Origin of the sequence: Mycobacterium sp. OTB74 (assembly GCF_029892685.1) — a bacterium.
Taxonomy (GTDB): domain Bacteria; phylum Actinomycetota; class Actinomycetes; order Mycobacteriales; family Mycobacteriaceae; genus Mycobacterium.
Genome location: NZ_JARXVD010000014.1, coordinates 47,608 through 72,105, shown reverse-complemented (window position 1 = coordinate 72,105; position 24,498 = coordinate 47,608). Strand labels below are relative to the sequence as shown.

At 65.5% G+C, this 24,498-nt stretch carries 22 protein-coding genes; 12 read left to right on the top strand and 10 right to left on the bottom strand.

Going from position 1 to position 24,498, the window contains the following annotated elements; all coding sequences use genetic code 11:
- Positions 1–1,149, top strand: a complete 1,149-nt coding sequence (locus tag M2432_RS18650; RefSeq protein ID WP_280828311.1) for a hypothetical protein — start codon at positions 1–3, stop codon at positions 1,147–1,149.
- A gap of 103 nt (positions 1,150–1,252) precedes the next feature.
- Here M2432_RS18650 and arc read toward each other — a convergent pair whose 3' ends face one another.
- Positions 1,253–3,094 carry a proteasome ATPase gene (gene arc / locus M2432_RS18645; protein ID WP_280828310.1) on the bottom strand — a complete coding sequence of 614 codons (1,842 nt, stop codon included), beginning with the start codon at positions 3,092–3,094 and terminating at the stop codon, positions 1,253–1,255.
- A gap of 158 nt (positions 3,095–3,252) precedes the next feature.
- Here arc and M2432_RS18640 point away from each other — a divergent pair, with 158 nt between their 5' ends.
- The 3 genes from M2432_RS18640 to M2432_RS18630 are packed head-to-tail and all read left to right on the top strand — an operon-like array spanning position 3,253 to position 4,653.
- On the top strand, positions 3,253–3,753 hold the full coding sequence (locus M2432_RS18640) for a hypothetical protein (RefSeq protein WP_280828309.1): 501 nt from the start codon (positions 3,253–3,255) through the stop codon (positions 3,751–3,753).
- Positions 3,754–3,765: 12 nt separating this feature from the next.
- Positions 3,766–4,353, top strand: coding sequence for a hypothetical protein (locus M2432_RS18635; protein ID WP_280828308.1), 588 nt, complete (start codon positions 3,766–3,768; stop codon positions 4,351–4,353).
- A gap of 6 nt (positions 4,354–4,359) precedes the next feature.
- Positions 4,360–4,653, top strand: coding sequence for a DUF503 family protein (locus M2432_RS18630; RefSeq protein ID WP_280828307.1), 294 nt, complete (start codon positions 4,360–4,362; stop codon positions 4,651–4,653).
- A gap of 10 nt (positions 4,654–4,663) precedes the next feature.
- Here the strand turns inward: M2432_RS18630 and M2432_RS18625 are convergent, their stop codons facing one another.
- Entirely contained in the window at positions 4,664–5,521 is an 858-nt protein-coding gene (locus M2432_RS18625; protein ID WP_280828306.1) for a tRNA (adenine-N1)-methyltransferase, read from the bottom strand.
- A 117-nt stretch (positions 5,522–5,638) separates the two neighbouring features.
- Between M2432_RS18625 and M2432_RS18620 the strand changes: the two genes are divergently transcribed.
- The 3 genes from M2432_RS18620 to M2432_RS18610 all read left to right on the top strand — a co-directional run bounded on the left by M2432_RS18620 (position 5,639) and on the right by M2432_RS18610 (position 9,992).
- Complete coding sequence (locus tag M2432_RS18620; RefSeq protein ID WP_280828305.1) at positions 5,639–6,490, top strand: RecB family exonuclease; 852 nt, start codon at positions 5,639–5,641, stop codon at positions 6,488–6,490.
- Complete coding sequence (locus tag M2432_RS18615; RefSeq protein WP_280828304.1) at positions 6,487–7,278, top strand: thioesterase family protein; 792 nt, start codon at positions 6,487–6,489, stop codon at positions 7,276–7,278. The genes M2432_RS18620 and M2432_RS18615 overlap by 4 nt, the downstream gene beginning before the upstream one ends.
- 98 nt (positions 7,279–7,376) lie before the next feature.
- Positions 7,377–9,992, top strand: a complete 2,616-nt coding sequence (locus M2432_RS18610; RefSeq protein WP_280828303.1) for a LuxR C-terminal-related transcriptional regulator — start codon at positions 7,377–7,379, stop codon at positions 9,990–9,992.
- A gap of 89 nt (positions 9,993–10,081) precedes the next feature.
- Here M2432_RS18610 and M2432_RS18605 read toward each other — a convergent pair whose 3' ends face one another.
- Entirely contained in the window at positions 10,082–10,999 is a 918-nt protein-coding gene (locus M2432_RS18605) for a TIGR03564 family F420-dependent LLM class oxidoreductase (RefSeq protein WP_280828391.1), read from the bottom strand.
- Positions 11,000–11,171: 172 nt separating this feature from the next.
- On the opposite strand from M2432_RS18605, the gene M2432_RS18600 reads away from it, so the two are divergent.
- The 3 genes from M2432_RS18600 to M2432_RS18590 are packed head-to-tail and all read left to right on the top strand — an operon-like array spanning position 11,172 to position 12,635.
- Positions 11,172–11,489: a metalloregulator ArsR/SmtB family transcription factor gene (locus M2432_RS18600; RefSeq protein ID WP_280828302.1), complete on the top strand. Its 318-nt coding sequence runs from the start codon at positions 11,172–11,174 to the stop codon at positions 11,487–11,489.
- The gene (locus M2432_RS18595; protein ID WP_280828301.1) at positions 11,486–11,995 is read left to right on the top strand and encodes an SRPBCC family protein; all 510 of its coding nucleotides are present in this window, start codon (positions 11,486–11,488) and stop codon (positions 11,993–11,995) included. The genes M2432_RS18600 and M2432_RS18595 overlap by 4 nt, the downstream gene beginning before the upstream one ends.
- Before the next feature lie 4 nt (positions 11,996–11,999).
- Positions 12,000–12,635: a flavodoxin family protein gene (locus tag M2432_RS18590; RefSeq protein ID WP_280828300.1), complete on the top strand. Its 636-nt coding sequence runs from the start codon at positions 12,000–12,002 to the stop codon at positions 12,633–12,635.
- Here the strand turns inward: M2432_RS18590 and M2432_RS18585 are convergent.
- The 4 genes from M2432_RS18585 to M2432_RS18570 all read right to left on the bottom strand — a co-directional run bounded on the left by M2432_RS18585 (position 12,607) and on the right by M2432_RS18570 (position 15,707).
- Positions 12,607–13,998, bottom strand: coding sequence for an FAD-containing oxidoreductase (locus tag M2432_RS18585; protein ID WP_280828299.1), 1,392 nt, complete (start codon positions 13,996–13,998; stop codon positions 12,607–12,609). The genes M2432_RS18590 and M2432_RS18585 overlap by 29 nt on opposite strands.
- Positions 13,999–14,481 carry a DUF4126 family protein gene (locus M2432_RS18580; protein WP_280828298.1) on the bottom strand — a complete coding sequence of 161 codons (483 nt, stop codon included), beginning with the start codon at positions 14,479–14,481 and terminating at the stop codon, positions 13,999–14,001.
- 63 nt (positions 14,482–14,544) lie between these two features.
- The gene (gene hisG, locus M2432_RS18575; protein WP_280828390.1) at positions 14,545–15,390 is read right to left on the bottom strand and encodes an ATP phosphoribosyltransferase; all 846 of its coding nucleotides are present in this window, start codon (positions 15,388–15,390) and stop codon (positions 14,545–14,547) included.
- Positions 15,391–15,425: 35 nt separating this feature from the next.
- Positions 15,426–15,707, bottom strand: coding sequence for a phosphoribosyl-ATP diphosphatase (locus M2432_RS18570; RefSeq protein WP_280828297.1), 282 nt, complete (start codon positions 15,705–15,707; stop codon positions 15,426–15,428).
- 172 nt (positions 15,708–15,879) lie between these two features.
- On the opposite strand from M2432_RS18570, the gene M2432_RS18565 reads away from it, so the two are divergent.
- A complete protein-coding gene (locus tag M2432_RS18565) occupies positions 15,880–17,301 on the top strand; it encodes an HNH endonuclease signature motif containing protein (protein ID WP_280828296.1) in 1,422 nt (473 codons plus the stop codon).
- A gap of 40 nt (positions 17,302–17,341) precedes the next feature.
- Here the strand turns inward: M2432_RS18565 and M2432_RS18560 are convergent, their stop codons facing one another.
- The 3 genes from M2432_RS18560 to metH all read right to left on the bottom strand — a co-directional run bounded on the left by M2432_RS18560 (position 17,342) and on the right by metH (position 23,321).
- Positions 17,342–18,796, bottom strand: coding sequence for a sugar porter family MFS transporter (locus tag M2432_RS18560; RefSeq protein WP_280828295.1), 1,455 nt, complete (start codon positions 18,794–18,796; stop codon positions 17,342–17,344).
- Positions 18,797–18,877: 81 nt separating this feature from the next.
- Complete coding sequence (locus tag M2432_RS18555) at positions 18,878–19,570, bottom strand: HAD family phosphatase (protein WP_280828389.1); 693 nt, start codon at positions 19,568–19,570, stop codon at positions 18,878–18,880.
- 4 nt (positions 19,571–19,574) lie between these two features.
- A complete protein-coding gene (gene metH / locus M2432_RS18550; protein ID WP_280828294.1) occupies positions 19,575–23,321 on the bottom strand; it encodes a methionine synthase in 3,747 nt (1,248 codons plus the stop codon).
- A 236-nt stretch (positions 23,322–23,557) separates the two neighbouring features.
- On the opposite strand from metH, the gene M2432_RS18545 reads away from it, so the two are divergent.
- Positions 23,558–24,424 (top strand): PAC2 family protein, encoded by an 867-nt coding sequence (locus M2432_RS18545; RefSeq protein ID WP_280828388.1) that lies wholly within the window; start codon positions 23,558–23,560, stop codon positions 24,422–24,424.
- Positions 24,425–24,498 lie beyond the last annotated feature (74 nt).

Below are 24,498 nucleotides of genomic sequence, written 5' to 3'. Positions count from 1 at the left end.
ATGACCATCTCGGTAACCGACCGGATCGCCGCAGAGACCTGGTTCCTGCGCCGTGGCCTGCCGGCGGTACTACGTCCAGGGGCGCTGGTACGGCGGCTGTGGCAGCGCTCGGCGCCCGTGCTGGCGGCATTCGCCGTGTTCATGGCCAACTCGATTCTGGTGACGTCGATCACCGGCAAACACACCGTCAACATCGGCGGCGCGCCGACCCGTACCGAATGGTTCGTCCTGGGTCTGCTGGTGTTGGTGGCACCGGTCGCGTCGCTGATCGGCTGGGGGGTGTCACGAATCTCGTCCTGGCGCAATCGCGCGGCAGCGGCCTTTGTGGCCGTCGCGGTATGCGTGACAGGAGCGGTATTAGGCGGGCCGAGCCCACGAGTCGGCCCGAATCTGATCTATGCCGGGGTGATCATCGCCCTCATCCTGGCGTGCACCGCATCCGGAATCGGATCGATACTCGGCTGGGCACTGGATGTGACGGTGCACAATCTGTCCAACCTGGGCCGCCTGTTCGCCAGGGTGCTGCCGATAATGCTGCTCACCGTGCTGGTGTTCTTCAACGGTTACGCCTGGATCATGGCGGCCACCCTCAGCCGCGCCCGACTGTGGTGCGCACTGGATTTCCTGGCGCTGATCGCGGTGACATTCGTCGTGACGACGACGATCGACCGGGTCCGCCCGCTCCTGACCACAACCACGCAGCAGTCGTCCACGACGGGACCCGCGCCCCTGACCGGAACTCCCTTCGAGCAGATGCCCGACCCCGGCCGACGAATCCCGTTGTCTCGCACCGAAAGTGCCAACGTGGTGTTCGTGTTGGCGATGTCACAGGTGGCGCAGTTGTTGACGGTCGCCGCGGTAACCGCGGCCATCTTCTTCGGGTTCGGGCTGATTCTGCTGAGCCCGGAGCTACTCGCACAGTGGGCACCGTCCGGGTCACCCATGGGCACCCTGCTGGGCATGACGTTGCCGATCCCGGAGCCACTGATTCAGATGACGCTGTTCCTGGGCGCCCTGACGTTCATGTACCTCAGCGCCCGCGCGGCCAGTGACTCCGACTACCGCACCGAGTTCGTCGACCCCCAGGTGGCGGATCTGCAACGCACGCTGGAGGCCCGCGACCGGTATCGGACCCGGGCGCCGCGCTGACTACGGCAGTGGGGTGGTGTTGGACCCCGAGCCGTGCGCAGACACAAATATCCCCACTCGACGAAGCGAATGGGGATATTTGTTTCTGTTGGAGAGTGACGCGCTACAGGTACTGTCCCAGGTTGCTCTCGGTGTCGATAGCGCGGCTGGCGCTGGAACTCTTGCCAGTGACCAGCGTCCGGATGTAGACGATCCGCTCGCCCTTCTTGCCCGAAATCCGTGCCCAGTCATCGGGATTGGTCGTGTTGGGCAGATCCTCGTTCTCGGCGAACTCATCGACGATCGAGTCCAGCAGGTGCTGGATACGCAAGCCCCGCTGTTGGGTTTCCAGCACCGACTTGATCGCGTACTTCTTGGCCCGGTCCACCACGTTCTGGATCATGGCGCCCGAGTTGAAGTCCTTGAAGTACATGACTTCCTTGTCACCGTTGGCATAGGTGACTTCCAGGAACCGGTTGTCGTCGATCTCCGCGTACATCCGATCCACGACCTTCTCGATCATGGTCTTGATGCAGAGCGCCCGGTCGTCGCCGAACTCGCGCAGATCGTCGGCGTGCACCGGCAGTTCCTCGGTGAGGTACTTGCTGAAGATGTCCTGCGCCGCTTCGGCATCCGGCCGTTCGATCTTGATCTTGACGTCCAGGCGGCCGGGCCGCAGGATCGCCGGGTCGATCATGTCCTCACGGTTGGAAGCGCCGATGACGATCACATTCTCCAGGCCCTCGACACCGTCGATCTCACTGAGAAGCTGTGGGACGACAGTGGTTTCGACGTCGGAGCTGACGCCGGTGCCGCGGGTCCGGAAGATGGAGTCCATCTCGTCGAAGAACACGATCACCGGGGTGCCCTCGGACGCCTTCTCACGAGCTCGCTGGAAGATCAGGCGGATATGCCGCTCGGTCTCGCCGACGAACTTGTTCAACAGTTCCGGGCCCTTGATGTTCAGGAAGTAGCTCTTGGCCTCGCGCGCATCGTCGCCGCGGATCTCAGCCATCTTCTTGGCCAGCGAGTTGGCCACGGCCTTCGCGATCAGCGTCTTACCACAGCCGGGCGGGCCGTACAGCAGCACGCCCTTGGGCGGCCGCAGCGCGTACTCCTTGTACAGATCCTTGTGCAGGAACGGCAGCTCGACGGCGTCGCGGATCAGCTCGATCTGCCGGCCCAGGCCACCGATGTCGCTGTAGCTGACGTCGGGCACCTCCTCGAGCACCAGATCTTCGACCTCGGCCTTCGGGATGCGCTCGAACGCGTAGCCGGCCTTGCTGTCGACCAGCAGCGAGTCACCCGGACGCAGCTTGCGTGAACGCAGGTCCTCCTCGGCGTCCTCCAGCAAGGCGACGACCTCGGGGTCCAGGAACTCCGGGGCGACCAGCGGCTCGGCCAGCCAGACGATGCGCTCCTCGTCGGCATGGCCGACCACGAGGGCTCGCTTGCCGTCGGACAGGATTTCCCGCAGCGTGCTGATTTCACCGACGGACTCGAAGGAGCCGGCCTCGACGACGGTCAGTGCCTCGTTGAGACGGACGGTCTGGCCTTGCTTTAGTTCCTTGATGTCGATGTTCGGCGAGCATGACAACCGCATCTTGCGACCCGAGGTGAACACGTCGACGGTGTCGTCCTCGTGGGTGAGCAGCAGGACGCCGTAGCCGCTGGGCGGCTGCCCCAGCCGGTCGACCTCCTCGCGCAACGCCAGCAATTGCTGGCGCGCCTCTTTGAGGGTGTCCATCAGCTTGCCGTTGCGCGCGGTCAGTGAATCGATCCGGGCTTCGAGTTGCTGTACGTCTCGTTGGCCGCGGGGAGAGCCGGCGGCGAGGCTCAACTGCTCGCGCAATGCGGCAGTCTCGCTTCGGAGCCGTTCGAGTTCCGCGGCGTCTACGCCGGACATGGGCTTCGGGCGGGGTGTGTCGGTGTTACCGAACGCATCCGCACGGTCTGACTCACTCATCATGCGCTCCTTTCCCACACCTGATGTTGGTGCGGCGGATACCTCAACGCTACCGGCGATCGGTCATTCATGTGTGCTCAAGGAGATTCGACACACTGACGATCATCCGACGGCGCTGTTAACCTTCTACCCAAGTCGGGATCATCGAAAGGACTGTCGTGACCGTCAAATCCCTCGTTACTGGTATCACAGCTGTCGCACTTGTCGGCGCAGCTTCGGCCGGTGCGACCGCGATTGCCCCGACTTCCGGGACGCTCACCGCGACGGCTATCACGCCCGTGGTGCGCGAGGTTCCGTTGCCCCAGGCGCCGGCTCCCGGCCTGCAGGCCCCTTTGCTGGCCACCCTCAACGGTCTTACCGGCGCCGGCACCTTCGCCGGGGCCAAGGGCAACTACATCCAGGGTGGCGTCGGCCGCCTTGAAGCCATCACCGCCGACCGCGCCTACAGCAACGCGCTGACCAAGGGCGTCTTCCCGCTCACGTTCGCCATCGCTGACATCGATGACGCCGGCGACGGCACCGCGACCGCAAACGTCACCGCAACGGCCGCCAATGGCGGCACCGGGATGCAGCCGCTGACCTTCGTCGCCGGTCCGAGTCCGTCCGGCTGGCAGCTGTCCAAGGCGTCTGCCATGGCGCTCCTGCAGTCGGTCAAGTAGCCGAGCTACCAGGTGCTTGCGGTCCGGACAGCCCTCATCGTCGCCGCAGTGGTGACGACCGGGCTGTCCGGGTGTAGCAAGCACGTCGAGCCGCCCGTCGACCCCGCCTCGCAGTCGCAGCTGACCGCAAGCGCGCACACGCCCGCGGCCGCCGCCCCACTTCCGGCCGCCGATGTCCTCACCGGGGTGTTAGCTCGCCTCGCCGACCCTTCGATTCCTGTTGAGCAAAAGATCGGGTTGATCCAGTACGGCACCGTCCAGGACCGCGGCCCAGTGAACAGCTTCACCAAGGCGCTGCATGACAACGGGTTCGATCCGATGAACGTGACCGCCACCGATCTGGCCTGGTCGGCCAGCAGTCCCGGCAACATTGTGGCCACCGTCACAATGAGTTCGTCCGTCACACCGCAGAAATCCTTCACCTTTCCCATGGAGTTCAGCCCGCTGCGCGACACCTGGCAGCTGAGCCGCCAGACCGCCAACATGCTGCTGGCATTCGGCAAACCTGGCGGGCCGGAGAACGAGGCTCCCGCTCCCTCTGTGCCGGCCCCGCCGGCACCTGCCCCGCCGCCAGCGCCCGTGCCCGACGGCGGGCACTGACATTCGATGTGGATCGGCTGGCTGGAATTCGATCTGCTGCTCGGTGACGTGCATTCGCTGAAGCAGAAGCGTTCGCTGATCCGTCCTATCATCGCCGAGTTGCAACGCAAGTTCTCGGTGTCGGCGGCCGAGTCCGGACACCAGGACCTGCACCGTCGGGCAGCGATCGGAGTGGCGGTGGTGGCCGCTGATCGCAGCCACTGCGTCGACGTCCTGGACGCGACCGAGCGATTGGTGGCCGGGCGGCCGGAGGTCGAGTTGCTGTCGGCCCAGCGTGGGTTGGCCAGCAGCGAGGACTAGCGCGGAGCCGTCATATATTTCGCTTACGGCGCAACGGCGTCGGCGTCACCGCGCCCGGAGCCAGCCGGCGCGCACTGATCAGAAACGCGGTATGGCCACGCATCGAATGCTGCGGCCGGACTGCCAGCCCGACCACATCCCAGCCGCGCTGCAGTGACTCCCAGGAGCGCGGCTCGGTCCAGCAGGTCTGCTCACGCAGCGCCTCGACGGTCCGCGACAGCTGGGTGACGGTCGCGACATAGACGATCAGGACACCACCGGGCACCAGTGCCTTCGACACCGTGTCCAACACGTCCCACGGCGCCAGCATGTCGAGTACAACCCGGTCCACCTGCTTGTCCCCCGTCGCTTCGCTCGCCCCCGACGGGCCGTCGTAGCTGTTCAGGTCGGCGACCACCAGGTTCCAGTTCTCCGGCCGCTCACCGAAGAAGGTCTCGACGTTGCGCACCGCGTGCACCGCGTGATCGTCCCGCACCTCATACGACGTCACGGTGCCGCCGGGGCCCACCGCACGCAGCAGTGAACAGGTCAGCGCACCGGACCCGGCGCCGGCCTCCAAAACCCTTGCGCCCGGGAAGATGTCGCCCTCATGCACGATCTGCGCGGCATCCTTGGGGTAGATGACCTGCGCGCCGCGGGGCATGGACAGCACGTAGTCGATCAGCAGCGGCCGCAGCACCAGGAACGGGTCGCCATTGGTGGACTTCACCACGCTGCCCTCAGGCTGCCCGATCACCGAATCGTGAGCGATGATGCCGCGATGGGTGTGAAACTCCCCGCCGGGAGCCAGCACCATGGTGTAGTGCCGGCCTTTGGCGTCGGTCAGTTGAACGCGGTCGCCGACAGTGAAGGGTCCGGTGATGGGCACCGGACTAGCCTGCCAGCTCACGCGTAGCCGCAGGCGGCCGGGTTGGGCGAGTTTTGTCGGCGCCGGGCCATAGGCTGCATGTATGAGCACTCGGCGAGAAGCGGAGTCGGATCGCGCATGAGTACATCCGAGATCAGTGACGACGCGGTCCGCACCCGGCGCCCGGCGTTGTCACCGTCGCGGGCCAGCGACTTCAAGCAGTGCCCGCTGCTGTACCGATTCCGGGCCATCGACCGGCTCCCCGAGCCACCGTCGACGGCACAGTTGCGTGGGTCGGTGGTGCACGCTGCGCTTGAACGGCTCTACGCCTTGCCCGCCGGTGACCGCATCCCGGAAACCGCGCTGTCCTTGGTCGCCCCAGCCTGGAATGCCGTGATAGCCGAGCGGCCGGAGCTGGGCGACGAGATCGCGCCCGAGTTGCGCGAGACGCTGCTCAAGGAAGCGCGGGCGCTGCTGTCGGGTTACTACCGGCTGGAGGATCCGACCCGGTTCGACCCTCAGAGCTGCGAACAGCGCGTCGAGGTCGAGTTGGCCGACGGCACCTTGTTGCGCGGTTTCGTCGACCGCATCGACGTCGCGCCAACCGGCGAGATGCGCGTGGTCGACTACAAGACCGGCAAGGCCCCGCCGGCAGCACGGGCCATGGCCGAGTTCAAGGCGATGTTCCAGATGAAGTTCTACGCGGTGGCCCTGCTGAGGTTGCGCGGCATCGTGCCGGCCCGCTTGCGGCTGCTCTACCTGGCTGACGGCCAAGTGCTGGACTACAGCCCCGAGCTGGACGAGCTGGAGCGATTCGAGAAGACCCTGATGGCCATATGGCGGGCCATCCAAAATGCCGGCGTGACAGGTGATTTCCGGCCCAGCCCGTCCCGGTTGTGCGACTGGTGCACGCACCAGGCGCTGTGCCCGGCATTCGGCGGCACTCCCCCGCCCTATCCGGGGTGGCCGGACAGCTTCGATGCCGCATGATCGACTGCTACTACCGCCGTCTCGGCACCGATGGTGACTGGCAACTGTTCGATTCCACCGAGGGCACCTCCAGCAACTGGGATCCGAGCATTCAACATGGCTCACCTCCACTGGCTCTTCTGACCCGGTCCATCGAGGAACTTGCCGAAGGGACAGGACTTCGGGTCGGCCGACTGACCATGGACATCCTGGGCGCCATTCCCGTTTCACCCGTCCGGGTTCGGGCCTGGATATCGCGTCCCGGCTCGCGCATCGCCATGATGACCGCCGAAATGACGGCCGCTGCGCCCAACGACTCCCAACGGGCAGTGGCCCGGGTCAGTGCGTGGTTGCTGGCCACCAGTGACACCCGCGACGCAGCACAGGATCGGTATCCGCCCCTGGTGGAGGGAGCCGACACGGGGTTCCGGCATCCCTGGCAGGACCGCCCCGGGTACTTGGAGACCGTGACGTGGGTGCCGCAGTCCGACTCCGCCGACGCCGCGGTGGTGTGGCTGCGCCCCTTGGTGCAATTGATCGACGACGAAGACACCACGGCGTTGCAGCGCCTGGCCATGGTGGCGGATTCGGCCAACGGTGTCGGAGCTTCGCTGGACCCGCAGCAATTCCTGTTCATGAATACCGACACCACCGTGCACCTGCATCGCCTGCCAGTCGGCACGGACTTCGCGTTACGGGCCCGAGGTTCGATCGGACCGGACGGCATCGGAGTAACCACTGCCGAGTTGTTCGATGTTGAGGGTTTCATCGGGACTTCGGCGCAGACATTGCTGGTACAACGGCGCTGACCTGCCCAGAAAATTACCGCGCGCGCAGAATATATTCTGCTAACATCCTCGAAATTAACTTGTGAGTCGGTACCGGCGTCTGGGGTCGAGGGGGTGGTGTGGGCAGCGCATGGCAACTAATCGATCGGCCGGTTGAGCAACGGCTGATCGCAGAGGCCTTGAGCTCTGACACTGTCAGCGGCGTTGTGCTGGTCGGGCCGGCCGGTATCGGCAAGACCACGCTGGCCCGCACACTGACCAAACCTTCGGTACTGACGGTCCCATCGGCGACTGTGCACTGGGCTGCCTGTACGGCCACCTCACGCGCCATTCCCCTGGGAGTCTTCGCGCCGTGGATAGGCCTGTGCAGTGGACACGACCCGATCGCTCTGCTGTCGGCCTCGCGACAGGCACTGCTCGCAGGCAATCGGTCCATCATCTGTGTCGACGACGCGCACCTGTTGGATCAGCTTTCGGCGACCATGCTGCACCACGTTGCGGTCGAGCGGGCCGCGCGCATTGTCCTGACCGTCCGCAGTGGCGAACCGGTGTCCGATGCGGTGACTTCGCTGTGGAAGGACGGCTATCTGCTGCGCCTCGATCTGCAGCCGATGTCGAAGTCGCAGTGCGCCACGCTGGCACAGCAAGCGCTCGGCGGGACACTGGAGGGTCTGTCGGCCGACGTACTGTGGCGGACGTCGGGAGGTTCTCCGCTGTATCTGCGGCACCTTCTCGAAGGCGCGCTGCAAGCCGGCAACCTAACCGAGGTCGACGGAATATGGCAGCTGCGCGGACGCGCGGCCGTGACATCGAGCTTGGTGGCGCTGCTGGACGAGCAGCTCAACCGGGCGGGCGAGGCCACCGCTGCGCTACATCTGCTGGCGCTGTGCGAGCCACTGGACATCGATACACTTACCGAGCTGTGCGGCGAGGCGTGCGTGAATTCCGCAGAGGCACAAGGGTTTATCCGAATCGCCCGAGACGGCCTGCAGACCGAGGCCTCATTCAGCCATCCGCTATACGGTGAGGTGATCCGAAGACGCCTGGGCACAGCGTCAGCGCGGATGCTCAGAGGCCAGCTGACCCAGGTACTGCGCCGTCAGCCTCTGGACTCGGCCGCCGCACGGATCCGGCTTGCTCAGTTGAGCGCCGAAAGCGACCGGCTGCCGGACAATTCCCTGCTGGTCGCGGCAGCTCGGGATGCTATCGCGCTGGCCAATCTGCCGCTCGGAGAACAGTTGGCCCGCACCGCCTTTGATCACGGAGACGGCTTGCGGGCCGGCGCGCTGCTGGCCCGCGCAGTGCTGTGGCAGGGCCGCGCGGATGAGGCCGACGCCGTCCTGGCCCGGTTCAATCCCGACGATCTCGATGAACTGCTATTGCTGCTCTGGGGCATCCCGCGATTGAGCATATTGTTCTGGTCGGTCGTCGACGTCGAGGCGACCCATGACCTTCTTGTGTTGTTGCGATCCCGGATTCAGCAGCCGGAACGGCGATCGATCGTCGAAGGCTGCGCTGCGGCGGTATCGGTGCACCAGAACGACATCGAGGCTGCAATCAGTGCCTCGACCGCGGTTCTGAACGACCCCTGCGCACCCGAAGAAGCCATCGACTTCGCGACGTTTGCCGCCGGCCTGGCCATGCCGGTCAGTGGGCGCAGCCGCTCGTACGTCACCATCGCCCTCCGTTATCGGGCCGAGCCGAGAACCACCGACGGCATGATCCGGCTGATGATCCGGTACTTCGACGTGCTCGCACTGGCCTATCTGGGCGACCTGGATCGGGCCGGTCAGCTCGCCGCCGAGTTCGGCAATGTCTTCTCCGAAGGCCAGTTCATGGGCTGGGCCATCGCGAAAATCGCGACTGGTCTGGTGGCAACATGTCGTGGTCAATTCCGCGACGCCATCACCGAGATCGAGCAGGCACTGGCCGCTCTCAACGCTAAGACTCCCCTGCCGTGGCGCCTCGTGGGTCAACTGCTGCTCATCCGTAGCTATACCGCGCTGGGCCAGTTCCTCGATGCGGAGCGTGTGTTGGCCGACGCGGCCCGACGTTTCGGTCCGCAGGTCGCATTGTTCGGCCCGGAAATGCTGATCGCGCGGGCGTGGCTGGCAGCGGCGCGCGGTGGGCACCGTACTGCAATCGACCTCGCCCGGCGCGCTGCCACTGAAGCGCGACAATCCAAGCAGTACGCGGTCGAAGCCGAGGCCCTCCATCACGCCGCACGATTCGGCGACCGGACCTCCGGGTCTCGCCTTGTACAACTTGCTGGAGACCTGGACGGCAAGCTCGCGGTGCTTTATGCCGATCATGCCGTGGCCCTGGCCAACTCCGACGCCGAGCGTCTTGATGCCGTGAGCCTCGAGTTCGAGGCCGTCGGGCTGCTGCTGGCGGCCACAGACGCTGCAGCGCAGGCCGCCACCGCACACGACCGGGCCGGGCGACGACGGCTGGGCGCGCTTGCCGCGGCCCGGGTTGCCGACCTCGCGGAGCGCTGCGGTGGTGTCATCACTCCCGCGATTCGTGCTGCAGCACAACCACTTCCGCTAAGCTCCCGCGAACACGAGATCGCCTCTCTGGTCGCTGAGGGCCTGTCCAACCGCGATATCGCCGACAAACTGTGCATGTCCGTGCGAACTGCCGAGGGCCATATCTACCGGGCCTGCCTGAAGCTCGATGCCGCTGATCGTGAGGAGTTGGCCGCGCTGATTCGCTGGCCGATGAAGCGGGCATAACAGCCGTAGCACCACGCAATGCCTGTGGCTGTAGGTTCCCAACTTCGATGACATATCGTCGCCGCCTGAATTGGGCTTATCGGCCGTCCTTACAGCGTCGCGGCCACGTCCCAAATCGGTTCCAGCGCAGCCACGCCTGTGCGTACCAGTGGACTGAGCACGACATCGGTCGCTCCTGCATCGAGATAGCGGCGCAGTTGTGCGCCCACTTGGGCGGCGGTGCCGACTGCAGCGAGGTCGATTATGGAGTCCACGCCTTCGCGCGCGATCACCCGCGCGTATGACGGAATGGTCGTGTAGAACTCGAGGGCCTCGGCGGCGCGTGCCCGACCTTCGTCGACGTCGTCGGTCACCAGCACGGGTACCGCGGCGATCACCTTCGCTGCGGGTCTGCCGGCCGCGCTGGCGGCCGCGGTGATGGTCGGCACGATGAATCTCTCAAGGGTGCGCGGCCCCGCCAGGTACGGCAAAGTCCCGTCAGCCAGTTCCCCTGTGACGCGTAATGCCTTGGGCCCCATGGCCGCGACGTAGACCGGCAGCGGCGCGCCGCCGGCCACCGTCACCGGCCACTGCGGGGCGGCGGTGAATTCTTCGCCGTGGAAGTCAACGGTGCCGGTGTCCAGGATCGCCCGCAGCACCTGCAGGTGCTCGCGTAATCGGCCGATGGTGTTGGGCCAGGCGGTCCCGAACGCCACCTGTTCGGGAGCGTGTGCGCCCAGGCCCAGACCGAGAGCGAAGTTCCCGCCGGTCGCGGCCTGGGCGGTCTGGGCTTGGGAGGCGACGATCAGCGGATGCCGTGGGTTGATGGGAACCACGAAGGTACCGTCGCCAAGGCCTGGCACCGCGGCGCCTACATATCCGGCCAGCGAGATCGCGTCGTGGTCGAACTGCTGGGCTATCCACAATTGACGTACGCCGGCGTCATAGGCGCGGAGGGCCTGGTCGATCGCGGCGGCGACATGATTGGTCGAACTACGGTCGGGATCTAGAACAACTCCGGTAGGCAATACCGACGATAACCATCCGAACCCAGCCGCCGATTCCGCTCCGCTCACGCTGATTGCTTGATCGCGTGTAGCACCGTCATGCGGTTACCTCCTCCGCCTGCTGGCAGGCGCGTCATTGGCCGGCGCCTTATATTCCTTTACATCTATATAGATGATATGCGATATTAGTTGCGTGGATGTGTTCGAAGCCGTCGCCGAACCCAACCGCCGCGCCTTGCTCGACGTACTGGCGGGCGGCGAACGTACCGCCGGCGAACTGGTGGCCACACTGCCCGGCCTGACCCAGCCCACCGTGTCCCGGCATCTGCGGGTGCTGCGCGAGGTCGGACTGGTCGAAGTGCGCCCCGATGCCCAGCGACGCATCTACGCACTGCGGGCCGACGGCCTGGTCGAGATGGACCGCTGGATCGAGCGGTACCGGCGCTATTGGACCGATCATCTGGACGCTCTGACCCGTCACCTGGACCGCGCTTTCAAGGAGGATGAATGAATCAGATTGGGCTGCAAGGCGAAGTCGTCGTCGACGGTGATCGCGCAACGTTGATCTTCGAGCGGAGGCTGGCCCATCCGGTGGAGCGGGTATGGGCTGCCATCACCCAACCGGCACACCGCGACCAGTGGATGGGCAAGACCCAGATCGACGCCAGGGCGGGCGGCTCCATCGAGACCGTGGCCTCTGGTCCCCCGGTGCCGCCGGAGATGAAGCGGATGACTGGGCGCATCCTGGTCTGGGACCCGCCAAAGGTGTTCGAACACGAATGGCACCAACAGATCGTCGAACCCGGCGTGGTGCGTTACGAACTCATCGCCGACGGCTCCGGCACGCTGCTCCGCCTGACTCATCGCGGCCTTGGCGTCCCCAACGCCAACGGTTTCCGGCCCGGCACCCAGGCCTACCTGGACCGGCTGCAAGCACTGCTGGACGGCACACCGCTGCCCGGCTGGTTGGAACGCTACGAACAGATCGCGGGCCGCAGCCCCATTCAGAACGGCTAAGCGCATGTCCCAGAACGATTTTGACAGCACCCCTTCGGTCGTCGTTGCCTACCAGTCCGGCTTCGGTCACACCGCAGTCCTGGCCGACGCGGTTGCGGCGGGCGCCCGGTCGGCCGACGTCGAGGTGGCCATGATCCGACTTTCGGAGTTGTCCGACGACGACTGGCCCACTCTGGACTGCGCCGACGCCATCATCTTCGGCACCGCCACCTACATGGGCAACGTGTCGGCGGTTTTCCAGGCCTTCGCCGAGCAGACCGGTCGGCGCTGCCAACTCGGCACCTGGGGCGACAAGGTCGCCGCGGGCTTCACCAACTCCGGCGCCAAGAGCGGCGACAAGCTCAATTCACTTGTCTCACTAACGGTATTCGCCGCTCAGCATCACATGCATTGGGTGAACCTCGGCCTGGGGCCCGGCTGGAACAGTTCCGGGTCGAGTGAGCACGACCTGAACCGACTGGGCTTCTGGCTCGGCGCTGCAGCAGCCACCGACGTGGATGCCAATGCCACCGATGTACACCCGTCGGACCTTGCCACGTGCGAACATCTGGGTCGCCGGGTCGCCCTCGTGACCCGGCAGTTGGTCGCCGGACGTGCTGCGGTACAGGCTATTACGGGGCCAGTTGCTGCAGAGGCCTGAGCCCCTCCAACATCGTCGGCACCAACTCCGCCACGGTCGGGTGGATGTGTACGGTGTGGGTCATGGTGGTGTACGGCGCTCCAGCGGACATCAGGTCCAGGATGCAGTGCACCACCTCGTCGCCGCCGACGCCGAGGATGGATGCGCCGAGAATCTGCCCGGATTCAGCGTCGACCAGTACCTTCATGAAACCCTGAGTCTCGCCCTTCTCGACCGCCCTACCGACCCGTGTCATCGGACGCTTGCCCACCAACGCCTTTCGGCCCGAGGCCCGCACCTGGGCCTCGGTCATCCCGGCCCGGCCCAGCGGCGGGTCGATGTAGAGCGCATAGGTGGGGATCCGATCGCTGACCCGGCGAGGTTCGCCATCGAGCAGATTGGCCGCCACGATCTCGAAGTCGTTGTACGAAGTGTGGGTGAACGCTCCCCTGCCGTTACAGTCACCCATTGCCCAGATGTGCTCGATGTTGGTGCGCAATTGGTCATCCACGGTGATGAAACCCCTTGCGTCGGTTGCTACTCCGGCGACATCCAAACCCAGCTCATCGGTGTTGGGCACCCGTCCCACCGCGACCAGCAGATGCGAGCCGGTGACCACCGGGCCACCGGGACGGGTGGTCACCGCCACCCCGTCACCTTCGCGCTCGACACGAATGTCGCTGGCGCCCAAGTGGATTGTGATGCCCTCGCGCTCCAGGATGTCCTTGATGGCAACACACACATCGTCGTCCTCGCGGGAGGCCAATCGCGGGCCGCGCTCAATCACGGTGACCTCGGCACCGAACCGCCGGTACATCTGCGCGAACTCGAGGCCGATATAGCTACCGCCAATGATCACGAGATGCGTTGGTACCGTGTCGAGTTCGAGAATACCGACATTGGTCAGATAGTCGACGTCGGCCAGGCCCGGGATGTCAGGCACCGAGGCCCTGCCACCGACGTTGAGGAAGATCCGCTCGGCAGTGATGGTCTGGTCGCCAACCGCCAAGGTATGCGGGTCGGTGAACCGGGCGTGCCCGCGCAGTAGCGTGCAGCCGTCCATGGTCTCCAGCCAGCCCTCAACGCCCGTGCGGTCGGCGGTGACGATGCCGTCTTTGCGATCCTTGACCCTGGCCATATCGACCGTGATCTGCCCTGTACCGATGCCGAATTCGGCGCTGCGGCGGGCCAGGTGCGCGGCGTGGGCGCTGGCCACCAGGGTCTTGGTGGGGATGCAGCCATAGTTGACGCAGGTGCCGCCCACCAGTTTGCGTTCCACCACCGCGACGGTGTTACCGGCCTCGGTCAATCGACCGGCCAGCGGCGGCCCAGCCTGCCCCGCTCCGACGACAATGGCGTCGAATGCCGTTGTGGCAGTGCCCATTTACAGAAGAGTTGCCAGTGCGGCCACGCCGAACCCACCGAGCACCGCAATGGCGTCCTCGACGATGGCAACCGGGCGATCCTTACCGCCGTTGCGTTCGACGAGGGCCCGGCGGGCGTTGTAGCCGGCCATGGTGCCGATCACCGCACCGATCATGCCGCATCCGGTGGCGGTGAAGGTGTGATGCCAACCGGCACCGATCACCGCACCGGCAAAGGCACCGGTGAGGATCCGCACCACGAACTGCGGCGGGACCGTCCGGGCCGGCGTCGAGGGCAGCTGATCGGTGACCAGCTCCACCAGCAGCAGAATCGTCAGCACGGTGACCGTGATCGGATGGGCCACCCAGGAAGCCCAGGTGCCGGCCACCGGCAGCCAACCGAGCTTGGCGCCCCACGCCACAACTGCCGGGGGCGTCAGCGCCCGAAGACCGGCTACCACGCCGATCAGTAGAGCCAAAAGCATTACCAGTGCGTGCGTCACATCGACCTCCGAATCGGCGGTGAGCCAAGGGACAACCTCAGCAGACGCTAGCACCGGTCGGGTTCAGAAGCGGCAGAACCGAATATCGGACGCCAGGATCGCCTTCGCCCCAATGGTCGCAAGCTCATCCATGATGGCGTTGACCTGACGGCGTGGCACCAATGCCCTTACCGCCACCCAATCCGGGTCAGCCAGTGGGGCGATGGTCGGCGACTCGAGCCCCGGCGTGATCGCGGTCGCACGCTCCAAAGCGCTTCGCGGGCAGTCATAGTCGAGCATCAGGTACTGCTGCCCGAACACCACGCCCTGCACTCGGGCGGCGAGCTGATCGCGGGCGGCCGACGGCTCGACGTCCACGCGTTCGATCAGCACCGCCTCCGAGTCACACAGCGATTCGCCGAAGGCCACCAAATCGTGCAGTGCCAGGGTCCGACCAGAGCCGACCACATCGGCGATCGCGTCCGCCACCCCGAGCTGGATCGAGATTTCCACCGCCCCGTCCAGCCGGATCACCGTGGCTTCGATTCCCTTGTCCGCCAGGTCCTTCCGAACCAGGTTGGGATAGGCGCTGGCGACCCGCTTGCCGGCGAGGTCGGCGACCGTCCAGTCCCGCCCGGCGGGTGCGGCGTACCGGAAGGTCGATGAACCGAAACCAAGCGCCAGCCGCTCCTGCACCGGCGCCATCGACTCGGCCGCCAGATCACGCCCGGTGATGCCGAAATCGAGCTGCCCGGAGCCGACGTAGATGGCAATGTCCTTGGGCCGCAGGAAGAAGAACTCGACCTTGTTGGCCGGGTCGACAACCGTCAGGTCTTTGGGGTCAGTCCGACGGCGATAGCCGGCCTCGGACAGGATGTGCGCAGCCGACTCGCTCAGCGCACCCTTGTTGGGGACGGCAACGCGCAACATTCCGTTCGTCTCATTCATCCCGCTCGTCAACGTGTTCACAGCTTGCCGTACACGTCGTCGAGGGTGAGACCGCGCTTGATCATCAACACCTGGGTCCAGTACAGCAGCTGGCTGATCTCGCCGGCCAGTTCGTCATCGCTCTCGTGCTCGGCGGCGATCCACACTTCACCGGCTTCTTCGATGATCTTCTTGCCCAGATGATGGACCCCTGCGTCCAGGGCTGCGACGGTGCCACTGCCGGCCGGGCGGGTCTGCGCTTTCTCGCTCAACTCAGCGAACAGCGCGTCGAAGGTCTTCACGGGCTTGAATTGTTTCATGCTGTGCAAACCGGTTTCGCAGGCGTGTCGACGACGCCAATCAGCCACTGTCAGCACGCCACCGCGTCTTGGCGCGAAAAACTTTGGTCACTTTGTTTGCGCTGGTCACGGTAGGTAACTGGCGTCACATCCAGTGCCGATTCTTGTCGGTGGTTCGAACTAGTGTTCGATTATGACCATCGACCGGGCCGCGATCGAGGAGGCCTACGCCGAACTCGAAACCCTGCACGCCCGGCTCGCCGCCTTCGACTACACCGGGCTCTCCGTGCCCGACCTGCTGGAATTGCAGTCCCGCCGCGAGAAGGTGTCCTGCGCCGGCGCGGTGGTCGACCACTCCCTGCTGGCCGCGCTGCAGGCCCGAACCACCCCGACAGCGATCGGCGCCAAAAACTGGGCCGACGTCCTGACCATCCGACTACGGATCAGCCGCGAGGAGGCCCGACGCCGGGTCCGCGACGCCGAACACCTCGGCCCACGGATAGGGCTGACCGGCGAGCCACTGCCGCCGCTATGGGAGCACGCGGCCGCGGCGCAGGCCGATGGCGAGATCAACACCGACCACGTCAAAGCGATCGGTCACTTCCTCACCAACCTGCCCAACTGGGTCGACCCCACCACCATCGCCCAGTGCGAACAGACCCTGATCGCCGGGGCCCGGCATCAAACCCCCGAAGAACTCCGCCAAGCCGCCAACCAACTGCGCTACCGCCTCGACCAGGACGGCCCCGAACCCGACGACCGTGAACGCGCCCGCCGCCGCGGCGTCACCATCGGCAAACAACAACCCGACGGGATGTCCCGCATCGAAGGCTGGCTCGACCCACCATGCCGCGCCCTACTCGACGCAGTACTCGAGAAGTTAGCGGCCCCCGGCATGGCCAACCCCAACGACCCCACACCCTGCACCACCGGCACCGCTTCGGCCGACCAGATTCAGTCCGACACCCGCACCGCCGCCCAACGCACCCACGACGCCCTGGCTACCCTGGCCCGCCGCGCCTTAACGTCCGGGGAGTTAGGCGAGCACAACGGCATCCCCGTCTCCGTCGTGGTCACCACCACCCTGCAGGAACTCCAAGCCGGTGCGGGCCTGGCCCTCACCCACACCGGCACCACCCTGCCGATGGGCGAGCTGATCCGGATGGCATCACGGTCCTACTGCTACCTCGCGGTGTTCGACAAACACACCACCATCCCGCTCTACCTCGCCCGCACCCGCAGAGTGGCCTCACCAGGGCAACACCTGATGCTCTTCGCCCGCGACCGCGGCTGCACCCGCCCCAACTGCACCCAACCGGCCTCCCGCACCCAAGCCCACCACGCCGTCTGCACCTGGAAAGACGGCGGCCCCACCGACATCACCAACCTCACCCTGGCCTGCGGCCCCGACAACCGCCTCGCCGACCAACCCCACGGCTGGACCACCACCATCGGCCCCGACGGCCGCCCCCACTGGACCCCACCACCACTACTCGACGTAGGCCAACCCCGCACGAATCAGTACCACCACCCGAGCCTGTACCCACCCGAAAACGAAGACGACGAAACAAACAGTCCGGCAACGAGATTGACCAGTAGCATGCGGGTGTGGTGATCCACGCCGTTGAGTGCCGGCGGAACCGCCGGCGGTTGCGCTAGGCCTCCAGGAGTTCGGCGTGCATGTCCTCCAGGGCCACGCCCTTGGTCTCCCGCACCCACCGGAGCACAAACAGCAGGGACAGCGCCGCACACAGCGCATAGAACCCGTACGCCAGGCCCAACATGTCGCGCAGTGCCGGGAACGTGACGGTGATGAGCCAGTTGGCCACCCACTGGCCGGCTGCGGCTAGACCCAAAGCCGCGGCCCGGATACGGTTCGGGAACATCTCGCCCAGCAGCACCCAAACCACCGGACCCCAGGACATACCGAACGCCACCACGAACAGATTGGCTGCCGCCAACGCGATCGGCCCTTCAATGTGGTCCAACTGGGGCACGCCATTGACCTGCGGAGCAGTACCGAAGATGACCGCCATAGTGGCGAGCGTGAGCGTCATACCGGCCGAACCGATCAGCAGCAGGGGCTTCCGGCCGATCTTGTCGATCAACATGATCGCGACCACCGTCGTCAGGATGTTCACGACCGAGGTGATCACCGTGATGATGAACGAGGAGCTCTCGTCGAAACCGACGGCCTCCCACAGGATGTTCGAGTAGTAGAAGATCACGTTGATTCCGACGAACTGCTGGAACACCGACAGCGCCAGACCGACCCACACGATGCCGTAGAAGTTCAGCGGGCCGCCGCCGGGCTTGCACATGTCCCGCCACGACGGTGCTCTCTCCGTGTCGAGTGTCTCCTGGATACGGTCCAGCGTGATTTCCAGGTTCTTCTCCCCGAGCAGCATGGTGAGCACCTTGCGGGCTTCCGGAATGCGGTGCGTGGCAACGAGATAACGTGGCGACTCGGGAATGGTGTAAGCAAGCAGACCGTAGGCGACAGCGGGGATGGCCATGGTCAGGAACATCCATCGCCAGGCTTCTTGACCAAGCCACAGCTCATTGCTGGCGCCGCCGGCCAGGTGGGCCAGCAACGCGTCGACCGCCAAGGCCAGGAAAATACCGCTGACGATGGCGAGCTGCTGCAGAGAGCCGAGCCTGCCACGGATGTTTACAGGTGAGGTTTCCGCGATATAGGCCGGAGCGATCACCGAAGCGAAACCGACACCGAGACCGCCGACGATCCGGAACGCGACAAGAACCCAGATGTTCGGGGCCAAACCCGCTCCGAACGCGCTGATCAAGAACAGCAGCGCGGCCAACTTCATCACCGCCAGCCGGCCGACATGGTCAGCCAGCCTGCCGGCCGTCATGGCACCGACCGCCGCACCAAGTAGCGCGGAAGCCACCGCCATTCCGAGGCGCGCGTCGTCGATAGCAAAGGCCTGCTGGATCGACTTCACCGCACCATTGATCACCGCGCTGTCATAGCCGAAGAGCAGCCCGCCCAACGCCGCCACCGCTGCGATGCGCACGGGGCTGGTGCCGGAGTGGAAGACCTCGGTAGCGATTACCGGCGCGGATTCCTCGCCGATCGGACCATGAGTCACCGGATGTCCTTTCGCAGCACTGCGTTATGTGCGTCAACAATCGCACAATCGCGGGGCACGAATCGGTCAATCGAGGCGGGGTCAGGTCACGATCTGCGTGTAAATGCTTCGCAGTTCGGCGACGCCGAGGCCGGTCAGCGTGTCGATATGCCTGCGGCGCGGGCCATCCGGCACCTGGACGTCGTTGGGCACCACCAGAACCGCGCAGCCCGCGGCGTCCGCCGACTGCGCACCGGTCACTGAATCCTCGATGGCCAGGCAATCCTCCGGTGCCACCCCGAGCAGCTCCGCGGCCCGCAGGTACGGAGCCGGATGGGGCTTACCGTCGGGAACCTCGTCACCGCAGACCGTGACCGTAAAGTAGTGGCGGCCAATGGTTTTCAGCGCTTGCTCGGCCAGTGTGCGCCGAGTGTTGGTCACCAGCGCCAGCGGAAGATCGCTGGCGGCCAATGTTTCCAACAACTCCTGCGCACCCGGCCGCCAGGGCAGCCCCTGCTCGAACAATTCACCGGTGTAGTCGTGCAACCAGTCCGCGGACTCCGCCATGGCCTCGGGCGTGGGGTCCAGACCCAGATCGTCGTAGACGATGCGCATGACGTTCTCCGCCGAACCACCGACCGTCGCCACCCGCACCTCGTCGGTCAGCACTCCACCCTTTCGGGCGTAGAAAGCGTGCATCGCGACTTCCCAAAGCTTTTCGGAGTCGACGAGTGTGCCGTCCATATCGAAGAGGACAGCTTGGAACTTTGGGCGGGCGACACAGGGACGGGAGATGGGATCAGTCCTCCGGGTTGTAGCCCAGGTTGGGGGCGAGCCAGCGCTCGGCTTCGGCCAGGGTCCAGCCTTTGCGCTTCGCGTAGTCAGCGACCTGGTCCTGGGCCATCCGGCCGACCACGAAGTACTGCGACTGCGGGTGCGAGAAGTACCAGCCGCTGACGGCAGCGCCGGGCCACATCGCCATCGACTCGGTCAGCTCGATGCCGGTCCGGGCCTGGACATCCATCAACTCCCAGAGCGCCGCCTTCTCGGTGTGCTCCGGGCAGGCCGGGTAGCCGGGGGCAGGACGGATTCCTACGTATTTCTCATCGATGAGCGCCTCGTTGTCCAGCTGCTCGTCGGGCTGGTATCCCCAGAACTCCTTACGGACCCGTTGGTGCATCCGCTCGGCGAAAGCCTCTGCCAGCCGGTCTGCGATGGACTCCAGCAGGATGGCGCTGTAGTCGTCATTGGCTGCCTTGAACTCGGCGATCTTGGCCTGGCTGCCGAGCCCCGCGGTGACGGCGAACGCGCCGATGTAGTCGGCCAGACCGGTGCCCTTGGGGGCGACGAAGTCGCCCAGCGACCGGTTCGGGATGCCGTCACGATGCTCGCCCTGCTGGCGCAGGTTGTGCAACGTGGTCAACACCTCAGTACGGGTCTCGTCGGTGTAGACCGCGATGTCGTCGCCGACCGCATTGGCCGGGAAGAACCCGATCACCCCGTTGGCAGTCAGCCACTTCTCCTTGATCAGGGTGTCGAGCATCTCCTGGGCGTCGTCGTACAGCTTGCGGGCAGCCTCGCCCGCGACCGGGTTGTTGAGGATGTCGGGGAACCTGCCCTTCATCTCCCAAGCGTTGAAAAACGGCTGCCAGTCGATGAATTCGCGCAGCTCGGCGAGGTCGTAATTCTCGAACTCCCGCGCGCCGATCCCCGCGGCGGGCACCGGCGGCGTGTAGCCGTCCCACTCGATCGGCGTCCGGTTGGCGCGGGCCTTCTCCAGCGTCAGCATCGGCCGCTCGTTCTTCTGGGCGTGCCGTTCACGAAGGGCCGCATAGTCGGCCTCGGTGGCCTCCAGCAGGGGACCGCGCTGCTTGTCGTCGAGGAGCGCGGCAGCGACCGGCACCGAGCGGGAAGCGTCCTTGACCCAAACCACGGGACCGCTACGACGCGGCGATATCTTCACCGCCGTGTGGGCGCGCGAGGTGGTCGCACCGCCGATCAGCAGCGGGATCTTCAGCCCCTCACGTTCCATCTCGACGGCGAAGTTGGCCATCTCGTCCAGGGACGGGGTGATCAGGCCGGACAGCCCGATGATGTCAGCGTTGTGCTCCTTGGCCGCGTCCAGAATCTTCTGCGCAGGCACCATCACACCGAGGTCGATCACGGTGTAGTTGTTGCATTGCAGGACAACCCCGACGATGTTCTTGCCGATGTCGTGGACGTCGCCCTTCACCGTGGCCATCACGATGGTGCCGTTGGTGGTCACGGCGTCACCCGGCTGCTTCTCCGCCTCGATGTACGGCAGCAGATACGCGACAGCCTTCTTCATCACCCGGGCCGACTTCACGACCTGGGGCAGGAACATCTTGCCTGAGCCGAAGAGGTCGCCAACGACGTTCATGCCGTCCATCAGCGGGCCCTCGATCACCTCGATCGGGCGACCACCCGCGGCGGCGATCTCGGCCCGCAGTTCCTCGGTGTCGTCGTCTACGTGGGCATCGATGCCCTTGACCAGGGCGTGTGTAATCCGTTCGCGGACAGGAAGACTGCGCCATTCGGCCGCGACAGGGTCCTCGCCCTTGTCCTTGCTGTTGAACCGCTCGGCGATCTCCAGGAGCCGTTCGGCCGCGTCCTCGCGACGGTTCAGGACGACGTCCTCGATCCGATCCCTCAGCTCGGGGTCGATCGAGTCGTAGGGCACCAGCGCACCAGCGTTGACGATGCCCATGTCCAGGCCGGCCTTGATGGCGTGGAAGAGGAACACCGCATGGATCGCCTCGCGCACAGGGTTGTTGCCCCGGAACGAGAACGACACGTTCGAGATACCGCCGGAGATGTGCACCCCGGGCAGGTTCTCCTTGATCCAGGCGCAGGCCTCGATGAAGTCGATCCCGTATGTCGCGTGCTCCTCGATACCGGTCGCCAGCGCGAAGCAGTTCGGGTCGAAGATGATGTCCTCGGGCGGGAAGCCGACCTCTTCGGTCAGGATCCGGTACGCGCGCCCACAGATCTCCTTGCGGCGCTCCACGTTGTCGGCCTGCCCCTGTTCGTCGAAGGCCATCACGACGACGGCGGCGCCGTACTTTCGGCACAGCCGTGCCTCACGGATGAACTTCTCCTCGCCCTCCTTCATGGAGATCGAGTTGACGATCGGCTTGCCCTGCACGTTCTTCAGACCGGCCTCGATGACCTCCCATTTGGAGGAGTCGATCATCACCGGGATGCGGCTGATGTCCGGCTCGGCCGCGATCAGCTTGGTGAATCGGTCCATCGCGGCGACGCCGTCGATCATGCCTTCGTCCATATTGATATCGATGACCTGCGCACCGACCTCGACCTGCTGCAGGGCGACCGACAGGGCGGTGTCGTAGTCCTCGGCCTTGATCAGGTTGCGGAACCGCGCGGAGCCGGTGATGTTGGTGCGCTCACCGATGTTGACGAACAGGGAGCCGTCGGTGATGTTGAGCGGCTCCAGGCCCGAGAGCCGGGTGGCGACCTCGATCTCCGGCAGCTCGCGCGGCGGTTTGCCCTCGACGATCTTGGCGATCTCGGCGATATGCGGCGGCGCCGTGCCGCAGCACCCTCCGACCAGGTTGACCAGGCCAGCATCGGCGAAGTCGGCGATGTAGCCGGCCTGCGCCTCGGGGGACTCGTCGTACTCGCCGAAGGCGTTGGGCAGGCCGGCGTTCGGGTAGCAGGAGACGAATGTGTCTGCGATCCGCGCCATCTCAGCGATGTAGGGCCGCATCTCCGGCGCGCCCAGGGCGCAGTTGAGGCCCACCGCGATCGGCTTCGCGTGCCTGATCGAGTTCCAGAACGCTTCGGTGACCTGACCGGACAACGTCCGCCCGGAGGCATCGGTGATGGTGCCCGAGATGATCACCGGCCAGCGGCGTCCGCGCTGCTCGAACAGCGTCTCGACGGCGAACACCGCCGCCTTGGCGTTCAGCGAGTCGAAGATGGTCTCGATGAGGAGGAGGTCGGCACCACCGTCGACCAGGCCGTTGGCGGCTTCGAGGTAGGCGGCGACAAGCTGGTCATAGGAGACGTTGCGGGCTCCGGGGTCGTTGACGTCCGGCGAGATCGATGCGGTGCGCGTCGTTGGGCCGATTGCGCCGGCGACGTAGCGGGGCTTCTTCGGGGTGCTGAATTCGTCGGCAGCTTTGCGGGCCAGGGCAGCGCCGGCGTAGTTCAGCTCGTAGCCCAGCTCCTGCATCTCGTAGTCAGACAGCGAGACCGCGTTGGAGTTGAACGTGTTGGTCTCCAGGATGTCGGCACCCGCTTCGAGGTACTCGCGGTGAATCCCTTCGATGATCTGCGGCTGCGTCAGGGTGAGCAGGTCATTGTTGCCTTGCAAGGCGGTCGGCCACTCTATGAACCGCTCGCCGCGGTAGCCGGCCTCATCCGGCCGATCTCGCTGGATGGCCGTGCCCATCGCGCCGTCGATCACCATGATCCGCTGGCCCAGAGCTGCCGTCAGTTCGTCGGTGCAGTCCGGGCGGATGTTCGGCGCAAAGGTTTTCGGCTCAACGATGATCACGCACATTCCTTCCATAATGGAAGGCGTCCTTGACTCTGCCGAGCGTGGCGGATACGGCTGAGAAATCCGGACCCGTTGCAACGCCTCTCGACCAGAAGAGTCTACGTCGTAACACTGACAGACGTTTGGACACCCAAGGTATCGGCAGCGCAAGACTCTGATGGCGTCTCCGACCCGCACACCACCAGCGCTCATCGAGGGCCTCCAGGGCTTACGCTGGCGGTGTGAGTCCGTCCGATTCGATCCCGACCCAGCACTGGGGATCCGAGCTCCCCGACCTGCACGATTCCATCGTCGTCGCGGCGTTCGAGGGGTGGAACGACGCGGGTGATGCCGCCAGTGACGCGCTGGAATATCTCGACGCCATCTGGGAGGGGCAAACGGTCGTCGAAATCGACGACGAGAGCTACTACGACTACCAGGTGAATCGCCCGGTGATCCGCCAGGTCGACGGCGTCACCCGCGAACTGGTGTGGCCCTCGATGCGGATTTCACATTGCCGGCCGCCGGGCTCGGATCGCGACGTGGTGCTGATGCACGGTGTCGAGCCGAACATGCGGTGGCGGACCTTCTGCGCCGAGCTGCTGGCCATCGCCGACAAGCTCAATGTGCACACCGTCGTCATCCTGGGTGCGCTGCTGGCCGATACCCCGCATACCCGGCCGGTCCCGGTGTCGGGCGCGGCCTACTCCCCCGAGTCGGCCAAGACGTTCGGGCTGGAAGAGACCCGCTACGAGGGGCCGACCGGCATCGCCGGGGTGTTCCAGGACGCCTGCGTGCAAGCTGGTATTCCGGCGGTGACGTTCTGGGCGGCCGTGCCGCATTACGTATCGCAGCCGCCATGTCCGAAAGCCACCGTTGCGCTGCTGCGCCGGGTAGAGGATGTGCTGGACATCGAGGTCCCCCTGGGCGACCTGCCGGCGCAGGCCGAGGAATGGGAGCAGTCGGTCACCGAGATGACTGCCGAGGACGAGGAAATCGCCGAGTACGTGCAGTCGTTGGAGGAACGCGGCGACGCCGAGGTGGACCTGCACGAGGCGCTGGGCAAGATCGACGGTGACGCGTTGGCTGCGGAGTTCGAGCGCTACCTGAAGCGCCGCGGGCGGTAGCCCGCAGTCCGGCTTCAGCGGGCGGTAGCCCGCAGTCCGGCTTCAGCGGGCGGTAGCCCGCAGTCCGGCTTCAG

Excerpts from the sequence above, each read along its gene's own strand:
- M2432_RS18650 (WP_280828311.1), top strand. The coding sequence starts at position 1 with ATGACCATCTCGGTAACCGACCGGATCGCCGCAGAGACCTGGTTCCTG.
- arc (WP_280828310.1), bottom strand. The coding sequence starts at position 3,094 with ATGAGTGAGTCAGACCGTGCGGATGCGTTCGGTAACACCGACACACCC.
- M2432_RS18630 (WP_280828307.1), top strand. The coding sequence starts at position 4,360 with ATGTGGATCGGCTGGCTGGAATTCGATCTGCTGCTCGGTGACGTGCAT.
- M2432_RS18620 (WP_280828305.1), top strand. The coding sequence starts at position 5,639 with ATGAGTACATCCGAGATCAGTGACGACGCGGTCCGCACCCGGCGCCCG.
- M2432_RS18615 (WP_280828304.1), top strand. The coding sequence starts at position 6,487 with ATGATCGACTGCTACTACCGCCGTCTCGGCACCGATGGTGACTGGCAA.
- M2432_RS18595 (WP_280828301.1), top strand. The coding sequence starts at position 11,486 with ATGAATCAGATTGGGCTGCAAGGCGAAGTCGTCGTCGACGGTGATCGC.
- M2432_RS18590 (WP_280828300.1), top strand. The coding sequence starts at position 12,000 with ATGTCCCAGAACGATTTTGACAGCACCCCTTCGGTCGTCGTTGCCTAC.
- M2432_RS18585 (WP_280828299.1), bottom strand. The coding sequence starts at position 13,998 with ATGGGCACTGCCACAACGGCATTCGACGCCATTGTCGTCGGAGCGGGG.
- hisG (WP_280828390.1), bottom strand. The coding sequence starts at position 15,390 with ATGTTGCGCGTTGCCGTCCCCAACAAGGGTGCGCTGAGCGAGTCGGCT.
- M2432_RS18570 (WP_280828297.1), bottom strand. The coding sequence starts at position 15,707 with ATGAAACAATTCAAGCCCGTGAAGACCTTCGACGCGCTGTTCGCTGAG.
- M2432_RS18565 (WP_280828296.1), top strand. The coding sequence starts at position 15,880 with ATGACCATCGACCGGGCCGCGATCGAGGAGGCCTACGCCGAACTCGAA.
- metH (WP_280828294.1), bottom strand. The coding sequence starts at position 23,321 with ATGTGCGTGATCATCGTTGAGCCGAAAACCTTTGCGCCGAACATCCGC.